Source organism: Prosthecobacter sp., from assembly GCF_044378005.1.
GTDB lineage: Bacteria > Verrucomicrobiota > Verrucomicrobiia > Verrucomicrobiales > Verrucomicrobiaceae > Prosthecobacter.
This window is the reverse complement of sequence record NZ_JBILYB010000267.1, coordinates 1-4,137: the sequence shown is the minus strand read 5'-3', so window position 1 is coordinate 4,137 and position 4,137 is coordinate 1. Positions and strand designations below refer to the sequence as shown.

The window sequence follows — 4,137 nt, the reverse complement described above, 5'->3', positions numbered from 1 at the left end:
AAGTTCTGCGTTTCTGGGATCTCGCATTGAGCAACGATACCGCTGAAGATGTGAAGGGACCGAAGGGAACCGAGATCTTCATCAATCCCGTGAAACTCTTCCTCGAACGCAGCATCGAACCGAAGGCGACGACGACGATCTTCGTTACTCAAGCGAAACGTTCGGATGAGATCCTCTTCATTCAAAACGAGTGTCGTCGTTTCCTTACCGCACGTATTGCGAAGGCTTTGCAGAAGGACAAGGCCATACTCACCAACCACTCCGGCTTCCGCTCTGCCAAATGGGGAGGCAGCTTCGATGAGACGTCGAGATCGCTCACTCCCTTCCTGCTGCACGATCACTCCGAGTCCTTCATCAGCAGTCGGCTCACGCCGGACATCGCCATGTTTTATGGCAAGCATTTGGTCAGCACCGAAGCCGTGGCGAAAACGATCAAAGCCGATCTTTGGCCCGCCATACTGAAGCTTCAAGTGCAACAGATCACCGAGAACAATGCCGAGCGAATCGGTATCTCCATCGCGACTCGGCCCTTCACGGGGCGGTTCGACATGTTGGATGAGTTTATCGCGACCACTGGCATTCCCGTGGCGCCCGACTTCGACTACTGGAGCTATGCTACGCCCATCGCACGCTACACTGCATGGTTCATTGACAATCAGTTCTACGCCATGGTCATCGAGCCCTCGACAGATACGGCAAAACACACCGATGCTGTCTTGGCCGACCTCACCAACCGTTATGGCGAGTTTATTGATTGCCCCGGCAAGTTTGGCAAAAGTCATTTCATCCACGAGGACGCTGACGGCGGCACGCTTGTGATGTATGAACCCAGCGGCGGCACGCGAGAGTTGAAGCGCATCTATCACTACTCGCTCAAGCTGCGTCCGTTGGTGAACGCGAAGCTCGCCGCTGTGAGCGCTGAGGCTGACAAGAAAGCTGCTGACGAGAAAGCAGCGACAGCCAAGAAGGCAGCGCAGTTTTAGACGCATGATCCGAGCCAAGCTGTTCATCCCGAGTAAGCAGTCACAGGAATGTACCTTGGTTTTGCCAGTTAAGGACTCGAGAAGGGTGCGTTTCGCATGGCGTCGGGGGATCAAGATGATCCAGGCAATTTTAATGCTGTGAATGAGTTCCTGCGCAGTCTCGGTGTGCGTCTGCGGAACTCGGCGTGGTGGTGCTTAAGTTGGTGGAGATCGCGCTGCCTGAAATGAATCGCACGGTGACGCCGGTTTTCACATCAACGAAAAGCTTGCGAAGCTGTTGGGGGTCATGAATCACTCCAGAGTGAGAGCAAAATCCTTCGCAGAGTGCGTAGTGGCTACATGTCCGTTCGTCTTTTCCTCGCCTCCCTTTGCCTCTCCAGTCTTCATGCCGCACCGGTCTTGATTTTGCATCATGGGAAGGTGATGACGGTGGATGCGAAGTTCCGCATTGCTGAGGCGGTGGCGGTGGATGAGGGCGGACGGATCATGTTTGTCGGATCAAATGAGGAGACTCTGGCGCTGAAGGATGGGACCACGCAGGTATTGGATCTTGGTGGTAAAACCTTACTGCCAGGCCTCATGGATTCGCATGTGCATCCGGCGGCGGCGATGACGGAGTTTGATCATGAGATTCCGACCATGGAAACCATCGCGGATGTGCTCGCCTACATCGCCGGGCGCGTGAAAGTGTCGAAGCCAGGGGAGTTGATCCTTGTGAGGCAGGTTTTCATCACGCGGCTGGAGGAGAAGCGCTACCCGATGCGCAAGGAGCTGGATCGCATTGCGCCGGAGAATCCGGTGGTGTTTTCCACGGGGCCAGACTCGATGCTGAATAGTCTCGCACTCAAGCTCGGTGGGTATGATCGTCATTTCAAGGTGCCGGAGGGGAGCGCAGGCAAAATGGAGGTGGATGCTCAAGGCGAACCCACGGGTTTGTTGCGGAGTCTGTCGCATAATGTGAAGGCGAAATCCTCTGCCAAGTCGCCCTCTGCCGAGGACATCTACCGCCGCACCGTCGAGCTTTTTCATGCTTACAACGAGATCGGGCTGACGACGGTTGCTGATCGTGATTCGAGCCTGAAGCAGGTGGAGATGTATGAGGATATGCTCGCAAAGGGTGATCTCAGCGTGCGTATGAGAGTGTCTCCAGGCATCGCCAGCATGAGCCTATGGCCAGCCTGCGCTAAGGCCATTGATGAAGTGATTGTGCACCCGCGCACGAAGCCGGATGCCATGCTTCAGATCATCGGCACCAAGATCTACCTGGATGGCGGCATGTTGACCGGCAGTGCTTGGATGCTCGATCCATGGGGCGTGAGCGAAGCGTACGGCATCAGCGATCCTGCGTATCGCGGCGTGCAAAAAGTGCCTGCAGAGCGGTTGAAGCAACTCGTCGAAAAGGTGACGGCAGCAGGGCTCCAATTCACCGCCCACAGCGTCGGTGATGCCGCAGTGAAGCTACTCATCGACACCTATGAAGAGGTGAACCAGCGTCACAGCGTGCGTGATGCACGCAGCAGTGTCACGCATTGCAACTTCATGGCTCCCGAGTCCATCGACAAGGCTGCGAAGCTCGGCGTGTGCATCGACTTGCAGCCCATCTGGCTGCACATGGATGGACGCACGTTGACGCAGCACTTTGGCGAAGAACGGATGGCTCGCTTCCAGCCCTTGCGCGCCTGCTTTGATCAAAAAGTTATTGTGGGCGGCGGCAGCGATCACATGCAGAAGATTGGCTCTTTGCGCAGCATCAATCCCTACAACCCCTGGCTCGGGATGTGGACGGCGATCACTCGCAAGGCACGCAAGCTCAACCATTCTTTGCATCCCGAGAACGCTCTCACCCGCGAGGAAGCGCTCCGGCTTTACACGACAAATAATGCCTACCTACTCAAGAACGAGCAGCACACCGGCAGCATCGAGAAGGGCAAGCTAGCCGATCTGATTCTCACGGATCGTGATCCAATGAGTTGCGCTCTGGAGGATCTGCCAGGAATCGCAGTACTGAAAACTTGGTTGGGCGGGAAGCTAGTCTTTGAGAGGAAATAGAGGGCGGCACGATGATCAAAGTCGAAGGCCAACATTGATTTTACGCTCGGCTTCGTTGAACAAAACGCCATCGAAACCATGAAACTGCTCTTCGCACTCATCCCAATACTGCTGCTTTCCTCCACTCACGCCGCCTCGCCCGACATTATCGTCTATTCCGGTGTGCCCTGCGGCATAGCGGCGTCTATCACCGCAGCGCGTGAAGGCGCGAAGGTTGTGCTCATTGAACCGTTGAAACATGTCGGCGGGCTGAGCACGAGCGGCATCAACACGGCTGAGAGCGAGCACATGCTGAAGTGGACCATTGGTGGGTTTGCGGATGAGTTTTATCGTCGACTCGGGAAGCACTACGGCACAGGTCAGCCAGAGTATTTCTTCGAGTCGAGCGTCGCGGAGAAGGTGTATTTGGATATGCTCAAAGAAGCAGGCGTGGAGGTACGCTACGGCTCAAGCGTGGATGCAGTGACGAAGGACGGCGCAAAAATCACGGGCATTACTTTGACCGATGGCACGAAGCTCACGGCTAAGGTATTTGTAGATGCCAGCTACGAGGGCGACCTCATGGCTCGGGCGGGTGTGAACTATACAGTGGGTCGTGAATCGAAGGCAGAGTTTGGCGAGGATGCTGCGGGCATTCGATTCGACAAAACCCCAAGAAAGGCCCGTACGGTCGATGCAAGCGGCAATCTCCTGCCCGGCATCAGCGCCTGGGCAAAGAACCTCCAGGAAGGCGATGCACACCGTGCGCCGATGAATTATAACTTTCGACTCACCGTTGCGAAGGACCCGAAGCTGCAAGTGCCTATTCCCAATCCGAAGCATTATGATGCAGCACGCTATTCCTTGCTCGGGGATTGGTTCCGTGATCAAGCGAACAAACAGAAGCCAACCAAGCTCGAAGATGTGCTCGATCTCTACAGTCGGAGAAATGGCAAGTATGAGCTGAACAATAAGCAGTCCGCCATTTACTCACTTGGACATTTTGGCGGTCAGTTTGACTGGCCAGATGCCAGCTATCAGAATCGTGCTCGCATTTACGAGGACCACATGGATTACACGCTGGGCCTGCTGTATTTCCTGGCCAATGATGCGGCTGTGCCCAATC

The 4,137-nt window shown here is 55.5% G+C and carries 3 protein-coding genes; all 3 read left to right on the top strand.

All coding sequences use genetic code 11. The features are described 5' to 3' along the window. A partial coding sequence (locus tag AC6FTP_RS25840; protein ID WP_497209779.1) for a hypothetical protein occupies positions 1 to 983 on the top strand: 983 nt, incomplete at its 5' end. 339 nt (positions 984 to 1,322) lie between these two features. Next, complete coding sequence (locus tag AC6FTP_RS25835; RefSeq protein ID WP_497209778.1) at positions 1,323 to 3,032, top strand: amidohydrolase; 1,710 nt, start codon at positions 1,323 to 1,325, stop codon at positions 3,030 to 3,032. 78 nt (positions 3,033 to 3,110) lie between these two features. Further along, on the top strand, positions 3,111 to 4,137 hold a 1,027-nt coding region (locus tag AC6FTP_RS25830; protein ID WP_497209777.1), incomplete at its 3' end, for an FAD-dependent oxidoreductase.